The organism is Arenimonas sp. GDDSR-1, from assembly GCF_025980345.1.
GTDB lineage: Bacteria > Pseudomonadota > Gammaproteobacteria > Xanthomonadales > Xanthomonadaceae > Arenimonas.
The window spans coordinates 1-23,701 of the sequence record NZ_JAPDUI010000014.1; the positions used below are offsets into that span (position 1 = coordinate 1).

Sequence of the window (23,701 nt, forward strand, 5' to 3'; positions counted from 1 at the left end):
GAGTTGACCAAGCCGATTTTGGTGTTGAGGCCGGAATAGACGAAGAACACCGGCAGCAGCAGCGCCACCGTCAGCGGATACATCAACCGGTGCAGTTCCGCGCTGAACTTGCCGCGTGGCATGGCGATGCCCATGATGAAGGCGCCGAACACGGCGTAGATCTGGATGTAATCGGTGAACCAGGCGCCGAGCATCACCAGCATCAGGGTGAAAACGAAAGCATCCGGGCTGATCAGGCCGGTACGCTCGGTCTGTTCACCCAGCGGCCGCAGCAGCCTGCGGACCAGGGTCAGCGTGACGATGGCGAACACCACGCCGCCGCCGATGGCCAGCAAGGCGATGCTGAAGTCGTCCTGGAAGCTGGCCAGTACCACCGCCAGCACGCACCAGGCCGCCACATCATCCAGACTGCCGGCCGCCAGGGCCAGCGTGCCGAGCGAGGTTTTGCTCAGACCCTGTTCGAAGATGATGCGTGCCAGCATCGGAAACGCGGTGATGGCCATGGCCGCACCCATGAACAGAATGGCTTCCAGGCTTGAGGTTTTGGCGGCGAACAGGGCCGGATCATCGGCGATGAAATACGCCAGCAGGCCGCCGAGCGCAAACGGCGCGGCAATACCGGCGATGGAAATGCTGGCGGCGCTTTTGATGCGTTTGCGGATGAGATCGACATCGAACTCGACCCCGATCAGGAACATGTACAGCACCAGACCGAGCTGCGCGACCGAAAACAGGATGGGTTTGGACTCGGCCGGAAACAGATAGGCCGAAAATTCCGGAAACAGCCAGCCCAGCAACGAGGGGCCCATCAGCACGCCCGCGATCATTTCACTGACCACGCGCGACTGCCCGATTTTCATGAACACCCAGGCGGTCGCCCGGCATACGGCCAGGATGAAGGCCATCTGCAGGAAAAACAGTACGGAAAGATCGAAAGGCGTCATGGTTTAGGGTCCGTTATTACATCGGCATCGGCGGGGCTTTGCAGTTCTTGGCGATGAATTCCTCGTGGGTCGGCATCAGGTTGACCACGCCGTGCATCACTTCTTTCACGTTCTTGATCATCTTCTCGATCAGTTCTTCCGACTTGGCATCGACCAGCGGGTGGTAGCCCTGCGGCGTGATGCCCTGGCCGAACATGACCTGGAACCAGCTGACCTCGGTGAACAGTTCGTTGTTGAGCCGGTAGATGCGGCCGTTGCTGCGGAACAGATCCATCTTCTGCTGCAGGCTGTCCGGGATCGGCATGTTGCGTACGTAGTTCCAGAACGGCGTGTCGTCGCGCTTGGTGGCTTTGTAATGCAGGATGATGAAATCGCGTATCTGCTCGAATTCCACCGTCGACTGGCGGTTGAATTCATCGATGTCGGTCGCGTTGAAGCCGGAATCCGGGAAGAACGACACCAGGCGCGAAATGCCTTTCTGGATGAGATGGATCGAGGTCGATTCCAGCGGCTCCATGAAACCGGAGGACAGGCCGATGGCGACCACGTTCTTGTTCCAGAACTTCTTGCGCTTGCCGGTCACGAAGCGCAGCGGCCGCGGGCTGCCCAAGGCCTTGCCGTCGAGGTTGGCCATCAGCACCGAAGCCGCTTCATCATCGCTGATGTAGTCGCTGCAGTAGACGTGGCCGTTGCCGGTGCGGTGCTGCAGCGGAATGCGCCATTGCCAGCCCGCGCCGTGCGCGGTCGAGCGCGTGTAGGGCGTCAGCGGCGACACCGATTCGCAGGGCACCGCCAGTGCGCGGTTCATCGGCAACCACTCGCTCCAGTCATCGTAGCCGGTGTGCAGGGTTTCCTCGATCAGCAGGCTGCGCCAGCCGGAGCAGTCGATGAACAGGTCGGCATCGTGTACGGTACCGCTTTCGAGCGTGACCGAGGTGATGAAACCGGATTCCGGATGCTGCTGCACCGAGGCGATCTTGCCTTCGGTGCGCAGCACGCCCTTGCCTTCGGCATAGCCGCGAAGGTACTTCGCATACAGACCGGCATCGAAGTGGAAGGCATGGCCGAGATCCTTCAGCGGCGAGTTCGGAATATCGTGCTGGGCGCGCAGGAACTTGTTGTGCTCGCAGGCCAGCAGGTTCAGCGAATAATCCTCGATGCGGTCGGCCTTGCCGGCCTGATGCATCTTCAGCCAGTAATGGTGGAAGTCGATCATGCCGGTGCTCTGGCCCATGCCGCCGAAGCCGTGGATGTAACGCTCGCCAAGGCCGCCCCAGTTGCGGAATTCGATGCCGAGCTTGAAGCTGGCCTGGGTGGCCTTGATGAAATCGGTTTCGTCGATGCCCAGCGCCGAATTGAAATTGATGATCGGCGGAATGGTGGCTTCGCCGACGCCGACCGTGCCGATGTCGTCGGATTCGATCAGTTCAATGGCGAATTTGCCATTCAGGGCTTGGGAAAGGAAGGAGGCGGCCATCCAGCCGGCGGTACCGCCGCCGACGATGATGACTTTCCGGATGCCGGGGTGGCTCATGATAGGTTCCGTTGCTCGGTTGAAAAACGCCACCATCTTAGCATTGCCCTCGGCCGCCGAGGCCGGGTCCGTCGTGAAATCCGCTATTGCCCTGACGGCCCGGAATCGGAGCTTGCCCGGTTTCCTGCCTTGGGCGTACCCTGAGCCTTCCAAGGAGCTTCTGCCATGATCCGATTGAACCTGCTCGTAGTCGTGCTGTCGCTGCTGTTGGCCTTGCCGCGCCCCGTTTCTGCCGAGGCCACGCCGGTACCGACGACTTCCATCGGCAGCATCCAGAGGCTGGCCGCATTTCCATCCGTGCATGTTCCCGCGCGTGATGTGGATGTCTGGCTGCCGCCGGGCTATTCCGAAAAAACGAAATATGCCGTTCTGTACATGCAGGACGGCCAGATGCTGTTCGATGCCGGCATCACCTGGAACAAACAGGAATGGCAGGCCGATGAAATCGCCGCCCGGCTGATGGCCGAGGGCAAGGTCCGACCGTTCATCATCGTCGGTGTGCACAACGGCGGTCCCCGCCGCCATGTCGAGTATTTCCCGCAGAAACCATTCGAGGCCCTGCCGGGTGATTTCCGCGCGCAGTTGCTGGCCATGAACCGCAATCCGCAACAGGTGCTGTTCAATGGGGATGTGGCCTCGGATGCCTACCTGAAATTCCTGGCCGAAGAGCTCAAGCCCTACATCGATACACATTTTTCGGTAAAAACCGATGCCGCGCATACCGCGGTGATGGGCTCCAGCATGGGCGGCCTGATTTCGCTGTATGCGATCTCGGAATATCCGCAGGTGTTCGGTGCGGCGGCGTGTCTGTCCACGCATTGGCCGGGCATCTTCAGCGTCGAAGGCAATCCGATACCGCAGGCCTTCTTCGATTACATGCAGGCGGCCCTGCCGGATCCGGCAACGCACCGGATTTATTTCGATCACGGCACCGGCACCCTGGACGCCCTGTATCCGCCGCTGCAGGCGCGGGCCGATGCCGTCATGCGCGCGCGCGGCTACACCGCTTCCGGTTGGCAGACACGCCGTTTCGAGGGCGCCGAACACAGCGAGAAGGCCTGGAGCGAGCGTCTCGACATTCCGCTGCAGTTCCTGTTTCCGGCCGAATAGTCCGTGTTCCGTCCCGACATCGTTCCGCAGATCCTTCCGATTCCCGGCGGCGAAGTCTGTCTGGTGTTCGATGACATCCTGCTGGAGCCCGGGCGCTGGCGCAGCCGCGCCGCAGAATTCGCCACGCAATTCGAGCCGCCGCGGCACAACGCCTATCCCGGGCGCGAGCTGAGATTGCCCGATACGGTGACGGCGGCCCTGCTGGATGTGCTGATGCCGTGGCTGGGCCGTTCTTTCGGCATCACCCGCATCATCGATGCCTACAGCCGGCTGTCGTTGGTGACTTTGCCGCCCGGACAGCTGTCGCCGGCGCAATCGCTCTGCCATCGGGACCGTCTGCAGGCCAAGCCCGGCATGCTGCCGTTGGCGTCGGTTCTGTATCTTTTCGACGAGCCCTCACTCGGCGGCACGCATTTTTTCCGGCCACGGGTGGAGGATGCGGTGCTTAACCGGCTGCTCATCGATTCGAACCGGATGGAAGCGGAGCCGTTTTTCCGGCATTACGGCCTCGCGCGCGGTTACATGACCGATTCGAATGCCTATTTCGAGAAAGTCCTGACCGTTCCCGCGCGCCCGAACCGGATGATCGTGTATCCGGGCATGCAGTTCCACAGCGGCGACATCGCGCGTCCGGAAGCCATGAGTCCCGATCCGCTGCTCGGCCGTCTGACCTTCAACGGATTCTTTTCCGGGCTGACGGTCTGATCAGGGCAGCACCAGCACCCCGGTTTCATCCAGCACTTTCACGCCGTCGGCGCGGTCGCCGCCGAAGACCATGCCACCGCCTTGCGGCGAGAGCGCCCGGTAGCCGCCGTCGTAATCCCAGGTATTCAGATACAGTTTGATGCCGGACAGCGATGCCGGATTGCCCAGCGCCTTGGCCGGAATGGTGAAGGTCAGTGTACGTGCTTGGGCATCGGCAACCACCTGCGCACCCGGACTCAGCACCGTGCCCTCGTTGTCGGCAGTGGCGCCCTCGGGACCGAACCAGGCATTCGACCAGCCGTGCGTGCGCAATCGGTAATGCCAGCGCATGCCGTCCGGCAGGCTGCCGTTCTGCTGCGGCATCAGGGTGCTGCCGCCTTCGCGCCCGGTCATCTGCAGGAAAGCGGTGACCGCCACATGATCGAAACCGTTCGGCGGATTCCAGAACTGGGTCATCCCGCGCAGCTGCAACACGATGCGCAGGGTGCTGCCCGCACGCTGCACGCGCACCGATTCGATATCGCCCTGACGGTGTTCGCCCCAGCTGATATCGTCCGGATAGCGCAGGGTGCCGCTTCGTCCATGGTCGTCATCGCGCGGATCGGTCCGCTCCAGCAGGGTCTGCCAGTTCCGGCGAACACGGAATGATTGCGGTTCGGATGCGCTGGCCGTGCTGTCCTGCCAGGCCAGGACCTGATGCGCTTCACGGGCCTCTGCCAGCGCGTCAATCGGCAGCTGCGCCTGCCAACGGCCATCGGCCGAGGGCGTCACCGTCACGGCCTGGGACAGATCGCCGTTCACGGCCAGCTGGAACGGTTCAGCGTTGCTGTTACGTCCCCGCAGATCAAGCGCATCGCCTTCAATCGTTTCCGGCAGGGCGTCGATCCGCAAGGCGGCCGGATGTTTCGGTAATGCCGCAACACGGGTTTCGGGCAGCAGAACGAGGCCGGCGCGCGCCGGCAGCACCACGGATACCCGGCCTTGGGCATCCGCACCGAGCGATTCGGGGAAGGGCGTCAGGGAAAACGCGGTCCGCCAGCGTGGCATATCCGGCCGGCCGGTATCCAGATTGTCGAGCACGTGCGGACTGTCCGCGGTGTTGAACAGCACCAGGGCATCCGCGCCGTCATGGCGCATGCGGTAGGCGAAGACGCCCGGTCCTGCGGCATTGTCCTTAAGTACTGTCGGCATGCCATGGGTGAACACCGGATTTGATTTGCGCAGGGACGTCATCGCCTGCAGGCTGCGGTAGAGCGGCGCGCGCTCATCGAAGCGGTCTTTGCCGCCCGAGCCGAAGCCGGCCTTGAACATGGCGCCACGCTGCTCGGTGAAGCCCTGCTCCGTGCCGTAATAGATGACCGGAATGCCCGGCAGGGTCATGATCATCAGCAGATTCTGCTGCAGTGCCGCCGTGCTGCCGTTGGCCAGAAAGCGGTCAACGTCGTGATTGTCGACGAAGCTGGGCATCAGGTGCGGACTTTCATGCACGCGCATCATGGTCTCGATGCGGTGGCGCATTTCACGGGTCGGGTGGCCTTTGGCGAAAATATCGATGCCGGTGCCGTACAGCGGAAAATTGATCATCGCCGGCATCAGGGCCTGGCCATCGGCGCTGCGCACGAAGGATTCGATTTTCCGGCTCTGTATTTCCTGATACGGCTTGTCGATGCCGAAGCCCTCGCCGAACACATGGAAATTCGCGCGTCCGGTGGCTTCGGCCACACGCAGGATGCCCGGCTGCGCCGGATCCTCGGCATACAGGAAATCGCGGAAGTAATCCGGCGGCACGTAAAACGCGGTATCGACCCGGAACGCATCCACGCCGGCTTCGCGGATCCAATGCCCGTAGCTGCGGCGCAGCGCTTCGCGCACGCGCGGATTCTCGGTATTCAAATCATCCAGCCCGGCCATCTGCCAATCGTGTTCCTGGGCCGGATCGGTGAAGTCGCGGATATCCGGCGTCCAGTGGTAGATGGCCTCGCGCGCCTGGCGCGGATCGCGGGCATCATTGCGCGAGAAGGGCATCTGTGACGGGCTTTGGCCCTGCGCGGTGGCCGGCTCACGGCGGTAGCCCAGGGCCGGATTCTGCGCACTCCAGCGTTTGGGGTCGTAACTGAAGTAATTGCCCATGTGGTTGACCACGATGTCCTGGACCAGATACATGCCCTGGCCGTGCAGCCGGCGCGACAGATTCTGCAGGTCGCTCAGCTGGCCATAGTGCTTGTCCACCGCCATCAGGTTCTCGGCCCAGTAGCCGTGATAGCCGCTGTATTGGGCGGTCGCGCTCCACCACTGGTTCGCGACCGGCGGCGTAATCCAGACGGCAGTAGCGCCTAAGTTTTTGATATAGCTTAATTTCTCAGTTACACCGGGCAGGTCGCCGCCGGAATAATGGCTATTGCGGGCCGGGTCGAATTCCCCCACCCCTTGATCGTTGTTCCCCGGGTTCCCGTCATTGAAGCGATCCAGCATGACGAAATAAATGATTTGCTCGCGCCAATCCGGCGACTTGACATGCAGTTCACCGGGGGTCTGTGCATTCACATTGCTTAGGCTGACCAACAGGACAAAGGCGGCGATTTTCGTGCGCAAAGGAGCTCGCTTCATAATGAATTCCGCTAGTTAATCAGAGAGTTAGATGGCAAAGAATGGCATGCAATAGATGCCCTGCGAAGCTGAATAGGCAATGAATACGTATGTATTTAGTGTTAATACTTTATAAATTCTGCAATCATTTTAACCGTTCGTTAATAAAAAACGGGTATGCCGTCCGGCGTAACCCGTTGCGATTGCCGCAACACATTCAACCACATTTGCTGTTATATGGAGAGGGATAATGGTACTTAAGCGCAACATGCTCAGCGTTGCATTGATGTCGGCCACCATGCTGTTGGTGGGAACCGCGAATGCCCAGGAAGCGACCGATGCCGAAAAAGCAGCGGCCAAGAAAGCGGCCGATGCCGAAACCATCGACAAGGTGACCGTCAAAGGCATCCGTCGCGGTATCGAAGACGCCATCGACACCAAACAAAGTGCTACGGGCATCGTGGAATCGGTTTCCGCCGAGGACATCGGCAAGCTGCCGGACTCTTCGATTGCCGAATCCATCGCCCGTCTGCCCGGCCTGACCGCCCAGCGTGAGCGCGGCCGTGCCACCCAGATCAACATCCGCGGTTTCGCCGGTGACTTCGCCGGCACCACCCTCAACGGCCGTGAACAGGTCAGCCTCGGCGACAACCGCGGCGTCGAGTTCGATCAATACCCGTCCGAGCTGCTCAGCGCCGTGACCGTATACAAGACCCCGGACGCCTCCCTGGTCGGCCAGGGCCTTTCGGGTACCGTCGATCTGCAGACCGTCAAGCCGCTGAGCTTCGGCGAGCGGGTCGTGGCGCTGAACTACCGTTATGATCAGAAGAAAGTCGCTGGACAGACCGAAAACGGTGGCCGCTACAGCTTCTCGTACATTGACCAGTTCATGGACAACACACTTGGCGTTGCCATCGGCTTTGCCCATATGGATTCCCCGGAACCGGGCTTCCAGAACGAGGCGTGGGGCTACGCTGACGGCCCGAGTAGCACCAAGGTGTTCGGCGGCGGCAAAGTCTACCAGTTCGATAATAACTTCCAGCGTGATGGTTTGATGGCTACCGTGCAGTTCAAGCCGACCGAATTCTACGAAACCTCCTTGGACCTGTTCTATTCCGAATTCAAGAAAACCGAAATCAAAACCGGCATGGAGTTCGGTACTGCTTGGGGTCAGGGCGTGTTGCAGCCTGGCTATGTTGTCAACGGCAATGGCACCATCACCGATAGCACCTGGACCAACGTCAAGCCGGTGTTGCGCATGGACAGCAACCCGATTAACGATGAATTGTTCTCGCTCGGCTGGAATCATAAGTTCAAAATCAATGACAACTGGTCGGTTACGGCTGATTTCTCGGCTTCGAACGCCAAACGTCACTTCGATGTACTGGAAACCTATGCTGGCTTGAAGGGTGCAGGCACTGCCACAGTCAATGTGGTGTTGGATGAAAGCGGTCAATTCAACAACTATTACTTCAACACTGACTTCAATGATCCCAATAATCTTCAGCTGATTGATGCCGGCAACTGGGGCCAAGATGGCTACTTGAAAGCATTTGAAATTCACGACGAGTTGCAATCGTTCCGTCTGGACGCGACCCGTAGCTTCGATGAGGGCTTCCTGAGCAGTGTCGAGTTTGGCTACAACTTCACTGATCGTCACAAAGAAAAGAGCTCTGATGAATACAGACTATGTCTGAGCGCCACACAGTGCGGTAATGGTTCGGCTAGCGCGGCGTTTCCGGGAAGTCCTGGTGACTTCAACTTCTCAGGCATAGATGGTCTTGCAACTTATGATGCTGTGGCTCTGTTGAACTCCGGTATATATCGCTTAGATGGCAAAAACCATCCAGATATTTCCAAAAAGAACTGGGAAGTTGATGAGCGTGTGCAGACCTTCTTCGTGCAGGCTAATATCGACACTGATTTGACAGATACTGTAACTTTGCGCGGCAATGTTGGCTTCCAGTACGTGTCGGTTGATCAAAGCTCTGCTGCAGATATGACCATTGAGGGCGCTAATGCCGGCATACCGATCAGCAATGGTGCATCCTACAGTGACTTTTTACCAAGTCTTAACCTGAGCTTCGGCTTTCCGGGAGATCAGGTTCTGCGTTTTGCAGCGGCTCGTCAGATGGCCCGTCCGCGCATGGACGACTTGCGCGCAAATCAGTCGATTGATATTCCTGACAGCGGCACTTGTGCCGGCTTGCCGACCCCCGTCTGGTGTGGCAATGCCGGTAATCCGGAGCTGAAGCCTTGGTTGGCCGATGCTTATGATCTCTCTTATGAAAAGTACTTCACCACAGAGAATGATAATAAGGGTTATGTCAGCGCTGCTTATTTCTACAAAGATCTTAAGACATATATTTACCGCAAAGATATGGCTTGGGATTATTCAGGATATCCGCTGCCGCCTCCGGGCCCAGGTCAAACCGTTGGTGTGAACTATCCGAGCAGCACCATGGGCAGTATGAATATGCCAATCAACGGCGAGGGCGGGGTTCTTCAGGGCCTAGAACTTGCAGTCTCGGTTCCGCTCGACGTACTTTGGGCACCGCTTAACGGCTTTGGTATTCAGGCTGCTTACTCCGACACCAAGAGCAAGATCAGTCCGAACGGTCCGGGCAGCTCCGAGCCGTTGCCGGGTCTGTCGAAGTACGTGTCCAACGTGACTGCCTACTACGAGAACCACGGCTTCTCGATCCGCTTCAGCCAGCGCCACCGCTCGGCGTTCCGCGCTGAAACCCGCGGCTTCGGTGCCGATTTGACCTACATCAACATCAATGCCGAAACCGTGCAGGATGCCCAGATCAACTACAGTTTCAGCGAAGGCACCTTCAAGGACCTGACCCTGTACCTGCAGATGAGCAACATCGGCGACGAACCGTTCACCACCTCCGATGGCGGTGATCCGGCTGCCCGTCCGGTGCAGTACTTCGAGTACGGCCGCACCACCCTGATTGGCTTCAGCTACAAGTTCTAAACCCTTAAGCTGTTGTAAACTGCCTTTGCCGGTGCAAGCCGGCGAAGGCTTTTTTTTGCATGGAATCCGTACATGACCGACCCCCGCAGTACCGCTCTGGTCGCCGATATCGGCGGCACCAATGCCCGTTTCGCCCTGGCCGACATCCGCGCAGCGCAGCCCGTGCTGAGCCAGGCGCGTACGCTGCCGACCGCCGATTACGCGACCCTGCAGCATGCCGTCGAAAGTTATCTGTCGCAGGTCGGCGCCGCGCCGGAGCTGGCGTCGTTTGCGGTGGCCTGTCCGGTCAACGGCGATGACATCCGCCTGACCAACCGGGCCTGGGCCTTCAGCCAATCCGAACTGCAGGCCGCGCTCGGCTTCCGGGAGCAGGTGGTCATCAATGATTTCGGCGCCGCCGCGCTGGCCGCGCTGGCCATGGGTGATGATGACCGGGTCATTCTGCACGGAACGCCTGAACAACAGCGCCGCGGTCCGATCACCGTCATCGGGCCGGGCACCGGGCTGGGCGTCGCCTTGCTTGTGGGTGATGATGCCCGCGGTTGGCAGGTGGTCGAAACCGAGGGCGGCCATGTCAGCTTCGCACCGCAGGTCGAGGAAGAGCAACGCATCGCCGACTGGGTCGCCGCGCGCCATCATGGCCGCTGTTCCAATGAGCGTCTGCTGTCCGGAACCGGCCTGTCCTACATCGATGCCGTGCTCGGCGGCCGCGACAGCCTGCGTGATCCGGCGACAATCGTGGCGGCCGCGATGGAAGGCCACGATGTCATCGCGCGCCGGACGCTGGCGCGTTTCTGTTCCATTTTCGGCAGCGTGGTCGGCGACGCCGCCCTGATTCACGGCGCGAAAACCGTTTCCATCGCCGGCGGCATCATTCCGCGCTTCATTCCGTATCTGCGCGCCAGTGCATTCCGCGAACGCTTTCTGGCCAAGGGCCGGTTCGCGACCTATCTGGAATCGGTGGCGATGCATGTCATCACCCATGATGCACCGGGTCTGATCGGCGCCGCTGCAGCGCTGCGCACGCGTCTGGGGGCCTGAACCGGCAGCGGGATGGGCTATACTGGAAACCGCTGAACGGGCCGACGCGCTGCATGAAATCCAAAACCACCTCCTTCGACATCGCCTACCGCGCCGGGGTCTCCCAGTCCACGGTGTCGCGCGCGCTGCGCAACAGCCCGCTGGTGAACGAGGAAACCCGCAAGCGCATCCAGGCCATCGCCAAGGAAATGCACTATACGGTCGACAAGAACGCCTCCAATCTGCGATCCCAGCATTCCGATACCCTGGCCGTGCTGCTGTTCGAGGACCCGACCTCCGACGACTCGCAGATCAATCCGTTTTTCCTGTCGATGATCGGTTCGATTACCCGGGCCTGTTCCCAGTACGGCTACGATCTGCTGATTTCCTTCCAGCAGGCGTCGAACGACTGGCATGCCGATTTCGAAGACAGCCGCAAGGCCGACGGCATCATCCTGCTGGGTTACGGCGATTATCTGGATTACGCGCACCGGCTCAACAAGCTGGTCGAGCAGGGCACCCATTTCGTGCGCTGGGGGCCGGTCCTGCCGGTACAGCCGGGCATCACCGTCGGCTGCGACAACTATCTGGCCGGCCGCGAAATGACCGAGCACCTCCTGCTGCAGGGCCATCGCCGCATTGCCTTCCTCGGCCATGCCTCCGAGCGTTATCCCGAGTTCTTCGAGCGTTACCGCGGCTACGCCGAGGCGCTGGCGCAGGCCGGCATCACGCCCGACGCCGCGTTGCAGATCGATGCCATCACCACCGAGCAGGCCGGCCATGAAGCCATGCAGGCGCTGTTGGCACAGGGCAGAGTCTGCGATGCCGTATTCGGCGCGAGCGATCTGATCGCCATCGGCGCCATGCGCGCCATCCAGGAACACGGCCTGAAAGTGCCCGAGGACATCGCCGTGGCCGGCTTCGACAACATTCCCATGGCCAATTTCGTTTCCCCGGGCCTGACCACCGTGCTGCAGGACACCAAGCAGGCCGGCGAACTGCTGGTGAAGACCTTGATTCACCAGATCAACAACGAGCCGGTCAGCAGCTGCATGCTGCCGGCCAAGCTGGTCATCCGCCGTTCGTGCGGCGCGCTTTCCCAGCCTGAAGCCGATCCAGCGCCGTAATCAGATCCGGCGCGGTGACGGCGCCATCGAACAGCAGCACTTCCACGCCGTGTGCCGGCACTTCGGTTTTCAGCCGCGGCTTGGCCGCATCGATGCGCAGGCTGTTGCCGCTGATGGCGGAACGCCATTCGCCGCCCTGCAGCATGTGCCGGAGGTCGAATCGCGCCGGGGCGTCGCCTTTGTTCAACAGCACCAAAGCCGTCTGGTTTACGCCACCGTGCTGGTAAACACGCAGAAACGCGGCGCGCTCGCCTTTGAGCAGAAGGTTGAGCTGCAGCCCCTGCTGCAGGGCCGGTGATTCGCGGCGGACGTTCGCAATGCGCTGCAGGGCCAGATAGATCGGATGATTCAGGCCGGCATCAATGCGCGCCTGGCCGTAGTAGTTGCGGTTGCCTTCGTGCTCGGCCTTGCCGCGCATGAAACCGGTTTCCGAACCGTAGTAAATCACCGGAATGCCGCGGGCGGTGAACAGCCAGTTGTGGGCATCGATGAAGCCGTTGTCGTCGGCATCCAGGCGCGGCATGTCGTGGTTGTCGTAGAAGGTCATCAGCTCATAGGGGTTCTGGTAAAGCCCTGTGTCCAGATGAAGGGCGCCGGCCAGCGTCTGGAAGCCGGCCTGTTTGCGGCCGAAAGCATCCGCCAATTTCGCCTTCAACGGGAAATCCAACACGCTGATGCCGCCGTTCTCGGTCCACGAGAATGGCGCGATCTTGCCGGCGTCGTAATCGTAGGCTTCGGCGAACAGGAAGAAGTCTGGGTGCTTGGCGCGGATGCGCCGGCTGAACTCGGCCCAGAACGTCAAAGGCATGTGCTTGATGGTATCGATGCGGAAGGCATCGGCGCCCTGGTCGATCCACTGCAGATAGGCGCCGCTCAGATAATCCATCACCGCCGGGTTGGTTTCATTCAGATCCGACAGCTGCACCATTTCGGTTTTGGCATTGTAGAAGCGGTGCAGCGGGTTGTTGGCCGGATCGAGCTTCGCCGCCGGAAGGTTCTGGTGGTCGGCCACGAGCGTTCCGTTCTTGTCGAAGATCTGCCCGTATTTCGGCTGCGGCGCCGGCATGCCGAACGCCGGCGAGCCGTGGTTGGCCACGATGTCGAGCACGGTGTGGATGCCGCGTTCGGACAGTTCATGGTTGAGCATGCCGAAATCCAGATCCTTGCTCGGCAGGTGTTCGTCGACCACATAGAAATTACTGCCCCAGTAGCCGTGATAGCCGGTCTTGCCCTTGTCCTGGAACATGCCTTTCCACTGCACGGCATCGCCGCCGGTAAACGCTTCATCGGGATTGTCGACGATCGGCGTCAGCCAGAGGGCATCGAAGCCCATTTCCTTAATGTAGTCGGCGTTGTTTTCGATGCCCTTGAAATCGCCGCCCAGATAGCCGATGTTGTCGCTTTCGCCGTCCGGCGCACCGGCAACGGGCCGGTCGAAACTCCGGGTGGCCGGATCGGGCCCGCCCTGATCGCGTTGGTCGTTGCTTTTGTCGCCGTTGACGAAGCGGTCCGTCATCAGGAAGTACACGGCGCGTTTGGCAAACGGTTCCAGCGTGCCGTAATAATCGGCTGCACCGGCCGTGCCGGCCAGCGACAGCAGCAGTGCCGCAGCGAGCAGACGGCGGCGCATCTCAGTGACCGCCGCCGTGCACGGCATGGCTTTCACCGGCGCTGTCCTGTACGAAATACACCAGCAGTCCGCCGATGATCAGCGACAGGCCGGCGACGGTCATCGCATTGATGGCCTGCGGGCCGATCAGGCGGTACGCGGCATTGACGCCGCCGAGCGCGGCGGCGATCTGCGGCAGCACGATGAACATGTTGAACAGGCCCATCATGACGCCCATTTTCTTCGGATCAACCGCGCCCGACAGCAGCGCATACGGCATCGACAGGATGCTGGCCCAGGCCACGCCGATCAGCGCGAACGACCACTTCAATTGCGACGGGTCGTTGATGTAGAACATCGACAGGAAGCCGATGCCGCCGAGCGTCAGCGACAGGAAGTGCACCAGACGGCAGTTCAGGCGGAAGCGCGCGGCGTAGAAGCTCAGCAGCAGGGCGACCGCCATCGAGGACAGACCGTACACGCCCATGGCCGAACCGACCTGATCGGCGGCACTCTGGTAGGCCGCATTCGCAACCTGGAAGGCCTGTGCCTGCGCGGCCACGGCCATGTCGAACGCCGCCGGATCCGGTGCCGGTGCTTTGAATACGTGTTCGGTCAGGGCCGGCGTGGCCAGACTCCACATGGTGAAGAATGCGAACCAGCTGAAAAACTGCACCAACCCGAGCTTCAGCATCTGGGGCGGCATGTGCCGCACATGGTGCAGGATTTCACCGACAAGATTTCCCTTGGCCGATTCATCGCGGAAACGCGCCAGATCGTCCGGCGGGTATTCGTCGGTGGTGAAAACGGTAATCAGCACGCTGGCCAGGAAAACGAAGGCGCCGATGGCAAAGGCGATCTTGACCGAATCCGGAACCACGCCGGGGCCGGCTTCGTTGGAAACGCCCATCTGGTTCACCAGCCAGGGCAGATTGCTGGCCACCCAGGTGCCGATGCCGATGATCAGGGTCTGCAGCACGAAACCGTAGGAGCGCTGCTGTTCGGGGAGCTTGTCGGCCACCAGAGCGCGGAACGGTTCCATGCTGATGTTGATCGAGGCATCGAGGATCCACAGGAAACCGGCGGCCATCCACAGCGCCGAGGAATAAGGCATGAAGAACAGCGCGATCGAACTGAGCACCGCGCCGATCAGGAAGTACGGGCGTCGGCGGCCGAAGCGCGGATGCCAGGTGCGGTCGCTCAGGTAGCCGATGATCGGCTGTACCATCAGGCCGGTCAGCGGCGCCGCGATCCAGAGCAGCGGCAGCGCATCCTTGTCGGCGCCGAGAGTCTGGAAGATGCGCGACATGAAGCCGCCCTGCAGTGCGAAGCCGAACTGGATGCCGAGGAAGCCGAACGACATGTTCCAGATCTGCCAAAACGATAAACGCGGTTGTGCGGCCATGCCACCCTCTCTCTGTGTATTTTTATGGTTGATGCAATCGTACTTGCATTCGTATGTTTTTCATACCCTACCCGAAGCGCGTGCTGTCATCGGACGGCGGCGAACCTGAATACGTATGCACGCGCGTGTGATGCACACGGCCATGAAAAACCCCGCCGAAGCGGGGTTGTTCATGGCTGTTGCCGGAGTGCGATCAGAACGTTTTGCGGATGCCGATGCTGATGCTGTCGTTATCCTGCGTGTCGTTGCCGGTGCGGGCACGGTAGCTGATGTAGCCGTCGAAACCTTCACCGAAGCTCATGCTGGCACCGACGTTCCAGTCGATATAGCTGTCATCGCTCGGGGCGAAACCCGGCAGGCTGAAGTTGGCCGGCAGGTTGGCGGTGCCGCCGCGGACGAAAACCTGGTCGGTATTGCTTTCATTGGTCCAGGCCACGCGGGCGAACGGCTTGAAGCTGTCGAATGTGCCGGAGAACTGGTAACCGACCGAGGTCAGGTTGCTGTCGCGGTTGAAGGAATCGAAGCGCATGGCGGTGCTGTCGGAACCTTCAACATAACCTTCGACATCGGACTGGGTGGTTTCGAGGCCGGCGAACGGGCCGTGGGTGAAGCTGTCGCCCTTGAACACATAGCCCACTTCCAGGGTGCCGGATTGCTGGCTGATGGCCGTGCTGCCGGTTTCCTTGCGGACGCTGGCCTGCAGGTCGATATTGCGGGTGATGTCCATGTCGGTGCTGCCGCCGCTCAGGCCGATGCGTCCGTACAGGCCATTCACTTCGTATTGGCCGAACACGCCGAACAGGATGCTGCTGCCGTCGAAGGAGCCCATGCTGCCGGCATTGGCCGAGCCGTTGCCGATGGTGGCGGCGACGCCGAAGGTGGCGTTCTCGCTCATGCGGTAGGTGGCACCGACATTCAGGTTGGTTGAATCACCGTCAAGCGCCGGCGTATAAATCGAGCCATCGATGTTCTGCTGACCGAACTGCACCGAGGTGAAGCCGCGCACTTTGCCGACTTCACTGCCGGCGGCCCATTCCGAATCCAGCGCATCGCTAATCGCAGTGTTGTGTGCGAAAACCGACTGCATGGCAACTTCCGGCGCCAGCGAGACCACGCCCGGGGCGCTGAGGGTGGCATACACCACATTGGCCAGCAATTGGTGGGCACCGCCGGTCGGATGGATCGGGTCGGCGAACAGGTAGCTGGTGTTGGTGCCCGCCGCATAGGTCCAGGCTGCACCTGAACCCGAAGGTCCGCAGGCGCCGGCTGTCGGTGCACCGCCAACGCCGGGGCCGGTGGTGCAGGCCATGCCGGTGACATTGGTGAAGCCGAAGGCGCCCGGATTGGCACGCACTTCATTGATGATGGCATAGGTATCGATTGCGACGACGCCGTCATAGTTGGCGGACAGCGCGGTCAGTGCGCCGGTGAAATTCAGGTTGTAGATGGCGGTCAGTGCCGATGCGCCGGCCTGGTTCGGGCCGCCGAGGTTGGCGGGCGTCACGCCCAGATCCGGCAGGTTGAACAGCACAACGGTTTGCGCGCCGTTCTGCAGCAGGGCGCCGGCCAATCCGACCGTCACCTGCGCCGATTGACCGGCGTAAGCCTGTGCAGCGCCGGCAGAAATGCCCGAGCCGGTCAGGATGTCGTTGGCGCCGGCCCACAGGGTGTAGACCTTATTGGGGTCGAGCTGGCCGCCATTGGCGACGATATAGTTGGTGACCTGGCTCTGAACGGACGGGAACGGCAGGTAGCAGTTGAACGCACCGGCCAGGGTTACCGTGCCGTTGTTCATGGCGCAGGCGCCGGCAAAGGCGTAGTTGCTGCCCCCGGCAAGGCTATTATTCTGGGTACCAGCGCCAAGCAGAAGCGACAGGTACTGAGAATGCGTTGAATCGGGATTGGTGGTCCAGCTGTTGCCGAGGGCCGTTGCAGCATTGCCGTCAGCGGCGGCGGTATTGCCGGCATCGGTCAGGCTGTCACCGAAGCTGACCACTTGCGTGAACTGCTGGGCTTGGGCCGCACCGCTGGCGGTGATGGCGAGGGCGAGCGCAACGGAAAGATGGGATAAACGCATGGAGTGTCTCTCTCTAGATGGATGTGTGTTCCAGTGTGACCCGCGTTGGCTGATCAGAATCAGTCCGGCACGGCCCATACCCACGCGCATTGACGCCGGGCAGTGAGCCTACATTAATACAATATTTACATCGTGGCTAGTGTAAAAGCCCTAATTTCCGGCATTTTCCTGCCGCAGGCGGCTCTGGCGCCGGTGCCGGAAGCGCCGGGCTTCATAGCGCCCCAACACCCACAAGCCGTGCAGCAGCAGAGCGGTGAGCAGGCCCAGCACCAGTCCGCCCAGGATCAAGGCCAGGGCGCCATCCAACACCGGGTGCCGGGGCGGCAGCTGCAACAGACGGGCCATCCCGCTTCCGAGGCCATAGGCGGCCAGATAGATCGGCCCGGCCGTCAGGGGGTTGGTGATCATCTGCAGGCCGATCATCAGAGTCAGATTGGCGCGGCCGAACCAGGCGGCGATGAAGGCAATCACGATCTGCGCCCCGTAGGTCGGCAGATATGCCAGCAGGCTGCCGAGATAGATGGCGCGCACCACCGGCGCGTCCTTGAACGACCACAGATACGGACGGCGGCGTGCGAATGCGGCAAACCGTTTCAGTATCGGGTAACGGTGGATGGTGGCCCGTCGCGGCAGCGGCTTCAGCCAGGTGCGGATGCGTCGGCGGCGCTGGCGCCAGCGCTGTTCCATCAAGCGGCGCGGCGGCGTTTTTTGAGCTGGATCAGCAGCAGGGATATCGCCGCAGGCGTCATGCCCGGAATGCGCTGGGCCTGGCCGATGGTTTCCGGCTTGACCTGGGTGAGCTTGCCCTGCAGTTCCTTGGACAGACCCGGAATGCCGGTGAAGCTGAAGTCGGCCGGGATGGCGGTATTTTCCTGATGCTTCTGCTTGGCGATGTCTTCGCTCTGACGGTTCAGGTAGCCGGCATACTTCACCGAGATCTCGATCTGTTCCGCCACCTTCGACGATGCCGCCGGCGGACCGAACCCGTCGATGGCAGTCAGGTCGGCGTAACTGACTTCCGGACGTTTGATCAGATCACGCGCGGTGCCTTCGCGGGTCAGGGCGGTGCCGGTGGCCTGCTCGAAGGCCTTGGCCAGGGCATTGCCGGGTGCAATCCACAAGGCCTGCAGGCGGGCGTTCTCCGTTTCAACCGCTTCCATTTTTTCGCTGAACAGCCGCCAGCGGCGGTCATCGACCAGACCCAGCTCGCGTCCGGCCGGCGTCAGGCGCGCATCGGCGTTGTCTTCGCGCAGCTGCAGACGGTACTCGGCGCGCGAGGTGAACATGCGGTACGGTTCGGTGGTGCCGTGCGTGATCAGGTCATCGATCAGCACGCCGATGTAGGCTTCATCGCGGCGCGGCGACCAGCGCTCACGCCCGGTGGCCGCGCGCGCGGCATTGAGGCCGGCAATCAGGCCCTGTGCGGCCGCTTCTTCGTAGCCGGTGGTGCCGTTGATCTGTCCGGCGAAGAACAGGCCGGCCACCGCCTTGGTTTCCAGCGAGGCGCCGAGCCCGCGCGGATCGAAGTAATCGTATTCGATGGCGTAACCGGGACGGGTGATGTGCGCGTTTTCGAAACCGCGGATGGAATGCACCAGCGCCAGCTGGACATCGTACGGCAGCGAGGTGGAAATGCCGTTCGGATAGATCTCGTGGGTTTCCAGGCCTTCGGGTTCGATGAAGATCTGATGCGAGGCTTTATCGGCGAAGCGCACGATCTTGTCTTCGATCGACGGACAGTAGCGCGGGCCGATGCCTTCGATCACGCCCGAATACATCGGCGAGCGGTCCAGGCCGCCGCGGATGATGTCATGCGTTCGTTCGTTGGTATGGGTGATCCAGCAACTGACCTGGGCCGGATGCTCGGTGCCGTTGGCCAAAGCGCTGAACGAAGGAATCGGCTGATCGCCGGCCTGCTCTTCAAATACCGAATAATCCAGACTGCGGCCATCGATGCGCGGCGGGGTGCCGGTTTTCAGGCGATCGACCCGGAACGGACCGTCACGCAGGCGTTCGGCCAGACGGCTGGCCGGCGGATCCCCGGCGCGGCCGCCGGCGTAATTGGTGAGCCCGACATGAATCTTGCCGGCGAGAAAGGTGCCGGCGGTGAGCACAATGGCGCGCGCATCGAACCGCAGTCCGCTTTGGGTCATCACCGCCACGGCGCGGCCGTTTTCGATGACGATGTCGTCCACGGCCTGCTGGAACAGCTGCAGATTCGGCTGCGATTCGACGGCTTTGCGGATGAAGGCTTTATACAGGGCACGGTCAGCCTGGGCACGGGTGGCGCGGACGGCCGGACCTTTGGAGGCATTGAGCATGCGCCAGTGGATGCCGGCATGATCGGCGGCGGTGGCCATGATGCCGCCGAGCGCGTCGATTTCCTTGACCAGATGGCCCTTGCCGATGCCGCCGATGGCCGGATTGCAGCTCATCGCGCCGACGGTTTCGATGTTGTGGGTGAGCAGCAGCGTGCGCGCACCGGCCCGCGCCGACGCCAAGGCGGCTTCGGTGCCGGCATGGCCGCCACCGATCACAATCACATCAAAGGCATGCGTGGAGTTCATAGGCCGCTATTTTCGCCGATTTCCGCGCAAACACCAAACCGGTGCGGCCATCGCCCGATCAGGGGTCGTTGTCGTCGTTTTTGCTGGCGCGCTCCACCCGGGCCGGACGCGGCGCCGGTTCGGGCCGCGAACGGGGTTCCGATTGCGGACGGACAGCCCGTGTCGGTGCCGCTTGGCTTGCCGCACGCGCCTGCGGTTCGCGCGCAAGGCGCTGGCTGCGCGGGTTCTGCTGCAGCATGGCGTCCCGCGGCTCCAAGGCGGCCTGATCGGCATTCCGTGCCCGCCGTGCCCGCGGGTATTCATTGACCGAAGCTGCAGTTACCGGCTCGGCCGGAACGGCGGACATCGTCGCTGCCGGTGCCACGGCTGCTGTGGCCCGACGTGGACGCGGCTGCCATCCCGGCCCCGGCCGGAGCGGCCCATCGCGGTCGACGATCGGGTAATCCGGTTTCGGCGGCTTGGGCGGCTTCGGGCCGTTGTCGTCTTTCGGCGGTTTCGGATGGTGCGGGCGATGCTCGCCGTGGTACGGGTAGTAGCCGTAGCAATTGGAATACCAGCAGCTGCCGTAAGGCGAGTAGCCGTAGTAGTACGGGCTGCCGAAAAAGAAATTGAAGCTGAAATTGAGGGTGGGCCGATACGGGCTGTAATAGTACTGGCCGTAATCGCTGTAATACGTGTTGTCGCTGCCGTAGTAGCCGTTGTCGCCGCCGCTGCTGTAGCCGTTGTTCGGCGACGAGAAATAGCCCTCATCGGCGTACTGTTCGGTTACCGTGACGCAGCCGCCCAAAGTCAGGGCAGCCAGGGCGATGATTGGAAGGCGAAGGTTCATGCGGTGATTCTCCACGATTATGGCCAGTTTAGGCCAGCGCTGTGAATAAAGGCTGAATTCAAGGACAATAGCGGCAGGAACTGCTCCCTGAAGGAATCGACATGCTGCATCAGGCCTCCGGGCGCTGGAAACTCGGGTTAATGCTGGCCTTGGTCACTGCGGCCTGCTGGGCAACCCTGCCGGTGGCCCTGAAGATGAGCCTGAGCGTGCTCGATCCGATGACCCTGACCTGGTTCCGCTTCGCGTTCGCCGCCATATTCATGGGAATGTGGCTGCTCGGCAAACGCCGGATGGCGGTCTTTGGCGCCCTGCAGCCCAAACAGTGGCGCTGGCTGCTGCTGGCTACCGTGCTGCTGATCGGCAATTACGTCGGCTATCTGCTCGGGGTGAAATACACCTCGCCCGGCAATGCCCAATTGCTGATCCAGCTGGCGCCCCTGTTGATGGCGCTCGGCGGTGTGTTCATCTTCCACGAACGTTTCGTCTGGGGGCAATGGCTGGGACTGCTGATCATCGTGCTGGGTCTGGGTCTGTTCTTCCGTGATCAGTTCGCCGGCGGTCTGGTCACCGGCCACAACTATCTGCTCGGCTCAGCCATTGTCGGTGCTGCCGCATTGTCCTGGGCGGCCTATGCCCTGATGCAGAAGCAGCTTTTGCTGAAGCTCTCCTCGCAGCATATCCTCGCGGTCATCTATCTGTTTTCGGCATTGCTGCTGTGGCCGTTCGCGCATCCTTCGGCGCTGGTCAATCTTGATGCCCTGCATTGGGCACTGCTGCTGTACTGCGCGCTGAACACACTGGTGGCTTACGGCGCTTTCGCCGAAGCCTTGGAGCATTGGCAGGCCTCCCGGGTATCGGCGGTGTTGGCCACCACACCAATGCTGTGTCTGGGCGTGGTCGCGCTGGTGCATGCATTCTGGCCCGAGGCGGTGGCCTCCGAACATGTCGGTCTGCTCGGTTTTGCCGGTGCTGTGCTGGTGGTGATGGGTTCCGCGCTCAGCAGTCTGCTCGGCCAGAAGCCGGAGGAAAAGGCATGATCGGCCACGGCGATATTCTCGCCGCCGCCGCGCGTATCGCGCCCCATGCGCTGCGCACGCCGGTGAAAACATCTGCGGTGCTGGATGCCTTGTCGGGCGCATCCTTGTTTTTCAAATGCGAAAACCTGCAGGTCGGCGGTGCATTCAAATTCCGCGGTGCGGTCAATGCGGTATTCGCTCTGGACCAAGCCGCCGCCGCACGCGGGGTCATCACGCACTCCTCCGGAAACCACGGTGCGGCGCTTGCGCGGGCCGCGAAACTGCGCGGCATCGCCGCGCATGTGGTGGTGCCCGAAGGGGCGGTGCCCTCGAAACTGGAGGCCATGCGCGCCGCCGGGGCCATCGTGCACCGCTGCGCGCCGACCCAGGCCGCGCGCGAGGCGATGACCCGCGATCTCATTGCCGAAACCGGCGCCACGCTGGTGCATCCGTATGAAGATCCGCGGGTCATGGCCGGCCAAGGCACCGCCACGCTGGAGCTGCTGGACGAAGAGCCGTCGCTGGAGGCGGTCATCGCGCCGATCGGCGGCGGCGGTTTGATTGCCGGAACCGCCATTGCACTGGATCCGGTCGATATTCCCCTGTATGGCGTGGAACCGGAAGGCGCAGCGGATACCCTGGCTTCGCTTCGGGCCAAGGAGCGCATCACCCATCTGGTGCCGGACACCATCTGCGACGGCCTGCGTGCGGTGGTCGGCGTGCCCAACTTCGCCATCATTGCCGAGCACGTACTGCAGGTGTTGACGGTATCCGATGCGCAATGCCGGAATGCCCAGGCGCTGGTGTCGGAGCATCTGGGCATGGTCATCGAGCCGAGCAGCGCCACCGTGCTGGCGGCGGTGCTGGCCAACCCGGCCCTGTTCACCGGCAGGCGGGTGGGACTGATCCTGACCGGCGGGAATGTCTGATCACTATTTCAGCATCTTTCCCGTTCAGGCCCGAATGGCGTTGACAGCCTCTATGAGGCACTGAATAATTGCCCGAGTCGTCAGGGGATTAATGCGTGTTTCAAGCAATTCTATTCACGGCGCTTTGCGCGCTGGCATCGCAGGCGATCGCTCAGGAAAACCCGCCTGTTGCTGCCGCACCGGCACTGCTGTTGCCGGCCAAAACCCCGCTGATTCTGGCGTTCGCCGATGAGGTGTCTTCCAAAACCGCGCTTAAGAACAGCGAGATCCGTTTCGTACTGGCGGAAGATCTGCGTCTCGGCGATGCGCTTGTCATTCCCAAAGATACGCCGGCCATCGGCGAGGTCGTGCATGTGCAGAAATCCGGGTTCGGCGGCCGCGGCGGTGAGCTCATCCTGGCGGCACGCTACATCCGCTTCGGCGATCAACGCATTTCCTTGCGTTCACTGAAGCCCTTGGCCGGACCGTATGCCGGAAAAAACAATTCCGATGCGGCCTTGGCCGTTAGCATGATTCCCTATGCCGGTCTGGTTTCGCTGTTCATTACCGGCGGTGAAATCGTCATTCCGGCCGGAACGAGGGCATCGGTCCTGATTGCCGCCGATACACCGATATCCGTCGCTTCCGAAACGAAATAATCCATCCAACCCCAACCCCAGAGAAAACCATGAAATCCATTTCTGTCGCCCTGCTGCTTGCCACTACCATGCTCATCGCCCCGGTTTCCGCCCAGGAAGCCGCGCCGGCTGCCGTCCCCGCTTCGGCCCCCGATGCCGTCAGTGCCGCCATCGGCACGCCGGAAGCCGGCAAGGCTCTGGTCGTATTCTTCCGTCCGAGCGCATTCAAGGGCGCCGCCATCGGCTTCATCGTCCGCGAAGGCGAAACCGAGCTCGGCAAGCTGCGCAACGGCAATTTCTTCACTCTGCAGGTCGCCCCCGGCAAGCATGACTACACGGTGCATTCGGAAGCCAAGGATGTCACCACCATCGAAGCCGAGGAAGGCGAAACCTATTTCCTGTCCGGTGAAATCAACATGGGCTTCATGGCCGGCCGCCCCAATCTGTCGCCGTCCGATATTGACGCGTTCAAAGCGGCCTTTCCGAAGCTGAAAAAATCCAAGCCGCTGGAAGACTGACTCAGCGATGCCGCCCGCCCAACGGACCCGCAATGCGGGTCCGTTTTTATATGGCGGCGGCGGATAATTCAAACACCCGTTGGCTGATGCGCGTTTTATAATGAATTCCCGACGTTCACGGCCGC

18 protein-coding genes are annotated in these 23,701 nt (G+C 61.6%); 9 read left to right on the forward strand and 9 right to left on the reverse strand.

Annotated elements, in window-relative coordinates; all coding sequences use genetic code 11:
* The coding region (locus Q0W88_RS03825) for a cation:proton antiporter (protein ID WP_297800209.1) at nt 1-944 on the reverse strand (944 nt) is incomplete at its 3' end.
* 16 nt (nt 945-960) lie between these two features.
* Nucleotides 961-2,478, reverse strand: coding sequence for a tryptophan halogenase family protein (locus tag Q0W88_RS03830; RefSeq protein WP_297800212.1), 1,518 nt, complete (start codon nt 2,476-2,478; stop codon nt 961-963).
* Between the two features lie 165 nt (nt 2,479-2,643).
* Here Q0W88_RS03830 and Q0W88_RS03835 point away from each other — a divergent pair, with 165 nt between their 5' ends.
* Together Q0W88_RS03835 and Q0W88_RS03840 are read left to right on the forward strand one after the other, a co-directional pair.
* Complete coding sequence (locus tag Q0W88_RS03835) at nt 2,644-3,588, forward strand: alpha/beta hydrolase-fold protein (protein ID WP_297800214.1); 945 nt, start codon at nt 2,644-2,646, stop codon at nt 3,586-3,588.
* Between the two features lie 3 nt (nt 3,589-3,591).
* Nucleotides 3,592-4,293, forward strand: a complete 702-nt coding sequence (locus Q0W88_RS03840; RefSeq protein WP_297800216.1) for a DUF6445 family protein — start codon at nt 3,592-3,594, stop codon at nt 4,291-4,293.
* Here the strand turns inward: Q0W88_RS03840 and Q0W88_RS03845 are convergent, their stop codons facing one another.
* The gene (locus Q0W88_RS03845) at nt 4,294-6,900 is read right to left on the reverse strand and encodes an alpha-amylase family glycosyl hydrolase (protein WP_297800218.1); all 2,607 of its coding nucleotides are present in this window, start codon (nt 6,898-6,900) and stop codon (nt 4,294-4,296) included.
* Between the two features lie 229 nt (nt 6,901-7,129).
* On the opposite strand from Q0W88_RS03845, the gene Q0W88_RS03850 reads away from it, so the two are divergent.
* The 3 genes from Q0W88_RS03850 (at nt 7,130) to Q0W88_RS03860 (ending at nt 12,009) form a co-directional block, all read left to right on the forward strand.
* Entirely contained in the window at nt 7,130-9,862 is a 2,733-nt protein-coding gene (locus tag Q0W88_RS03850) for a TonB-dependent receptor (protein WP_297800220.1), read from the forward strand.
* Nucleotides 9,863-9,934: 72 nt separating this feature from the next.
* Complete coding sequence (gene glk, locus Q0W88_RS03855; RefSeq protein ID WP_297800222.1) at nt 9,935-10,903, forward strand: glucokinase; 969 nt, start codon at nt 9,935-9,937, stop codon at nt 10,901-10,903.
* Between the two features lie 53 nt (nt 10,904-10,956).
* On the forward strand, nt 10,957-12,009 hold the full coding sequence (locus Q0W88_RS03860) for a LacI family DNA-binding transcriptional regulator (RefSeq protein ID WP_297800224.1): 1,053 nt from the start codon (nt 10,957-10,959) through the stop codon (nt 12,007-12,009).
* Here Q0W88_RS03860 and Q0W88_RS03865 read toward each other — a convergent pair.
* From Q0W88_RS03865 to Q0W88_RS03890, 6 genes are all read right to left on the reverse strand, one after another.
* Nucleotides 11,954-13,666, reverse strand: coding sequence for an alpha-amylase family glycosyl hydrolase (locus tag Q0W88_RS03865; RefSeq protein ID WP_297800263.1), 1,713 nt, complete (start codon nt 13,664-13,666; stop codon nt 11,954-11,956). The genes Q0W88_RS03860 and Q0W88_RS03865 overlap by 56 nt on opposite strands.
* Nucleotides 13,641-15,023: an MFS transporter gene (locus Q0W88_RS03870; protein ID WP_297800227.1), complete on the reverse strand. Its 1,383-nt coding sequence runs from the start codon at nt 15,021-15,023 to the stop codon at nt 13,641-13,643. Before Q0W88_RS03870 ends, Q0W88_RS03865 begins: the two co-directional genes overlap by 26 nt.
* 193 nt (nt 15,024-15,216) lie before the next feature.
* Complete coding sequence (locus tag Q0W88_RS03875) at nt 15,217-17,100, reverse strand: autotransporter domain-containing protein (protein WP_297800229.1); 1,884 nt, start codon at nt 17,098-17,100, stop codon at nt 15,217-15,219.
* 150 nt (nt 17,101-17,250) lie between these two features.
* Nucleotides 17,251-17,787: a DUF2062 domain-containing protein gene (locus Q0W88_RS03880; protein ID WP_297800231.1), complete on the reverse strand. Its 537-nt coding sequence runs from the start codon at nt 17,785-17,787 to the stop codon at nt 17,251-17,253.
* Entirely contained in the window at nt 17,787-19,667 is a 1,881-nt protein-coding gene (gene mnmG / locus Q0W88_RS03885; protein ID WP_297800233.1) for a tRNA uridine-5-carboxymethylaminomethyl(34) synthesis enzyme MnmG, read from the reverse strand. The genes Q0W88_RS03880 and mnmG overlap by 1 nt, the downstream gene beginning before the upstream one ends.
* Nucleotides 19,668-19,725: 58 nt before the next feature.
* Nucleotides 19,726-20,496 carry a hypothetical protein gene (locus Q0W88_RS03890; RefSeq protein ID WP_297800235.1) on the reverse strand — a complete coding sequence of 257 codons (771 nt, stop codon included), beginning with the start codon at nt 20,494-20,496 and terminating at the stop codon, nt 19,726-19,728.
* A 101-nt stretch (nt 20,497-20,597) separates the two neighbouring features.
* Between Q0W88_RS03890 and Q0W88_RS03895 the strand changes: the two genes are divergently transcribed.
* The 4 genes from Q0W88_RS03895 (at nt 20,598) to Q0W88_RS03910 (ending at nt 23,576) form a co-directional block, all read left to right on the forward strand.
* The gene (locus Q0W88_RS03895) at nt 20,598-21,533 is read left to right on the forward strand and encodes a DMT family transporter (protein ID WP_297800237.1); all 936 of its coding nucleotides are present in this window, start codon (nt 20,598-20,600) and stop codon (nt 21,531-21,533) included.
* Nucleotides 21,530-22,441, forward strand: coding sequence for a pyridoxal-phosphate dependent enzyme (locus tag Q0W88_RS03900; RefSeq protein WP_297800241.1), 912 nt, complete (start codon nt 21,530-21,532; stop codon nt 22,439-22,441). The genes Q0W88_RS03895 and Q0W88_RS03900 overlap by 4 nt, the downstream gene beginning before the upstream one ends.
* A gap of 95 nt (nt 22,442-22,536) precedes the next feature.
* Nucleotides 22,537-23,079, forward strand: a complete 543-nt coding sequence (locus Q0W88_RS03905) for a hypothetical protein (protein WP_297800243.1) — start codon at nt 22,537-22,539, stop codon at nt 23,077-23,079.
* Between the two features lie 29 nt (nt 23,080-23,108).
* Nucleotides 23,109-23,576 (forward strand): DUF2846 domain-containing protein, encoded by a 468-nt coding sequence (locus tag Q0W88_RS03910; protein ID WP_297800244.1) that lies wholly within the window; start codon nt 23,109-23,111, stop codon nt 23,574-23,576.
* Nucleotides 23,577-23,701 lie beyond the last annotated feature (125 nt).